The 265-nt window shown below is 62.6% G+C and carries 1 protein-coding gene; it reads left to right on the top strand.

The window, feature by feature from the left end:
* Positions 1-25: 25 nt before the first annotated feature.
* The coding region (locus tag ACLJNW_RS25765) for a hypothetical protein (RefSeq protein ID WP_410961448.1) at positions 26-265 on the top strand (240 nt) is incomplete at its 3' end.

Genomic DNA, 265 nt, shown 5'->3' with positions numbered 1-265 from the left:
CCATCCATACATAGAGGAGAGATCCATGGTCATGTTGATCAGTCGTCGCGTCGGCATCGTTCGCCTGGATGCGGTGATTTCCGAAAACCTCGCGCAGGCTGCCGTCAGCGCGCGCGGCGACCAGCTCATCACCATCGTCGGCAGCATTGTCGACCATGCGCCCGCTGGCGAGCCGTTGCCCTCCTTGCTGCCGATGGAGGGAGGCAGCCGCGCGTTGAACGAGTGCCGTGTGCGCAAGGGCATCGCTGCCTTGACTTCACTGCAA

The organism is Salmonella sp. SAL4457, assembly GCF_046548235.1.
GTDB lineage: Bacteria > Pseudomonadota > Gammaproteobacteria > Enterobacterales > Enterobacteriaceae > Salmonella > Salmonella enterica.
This window is presented reverse-complemented; position numbering and strand designations above follow the sequence as displayed.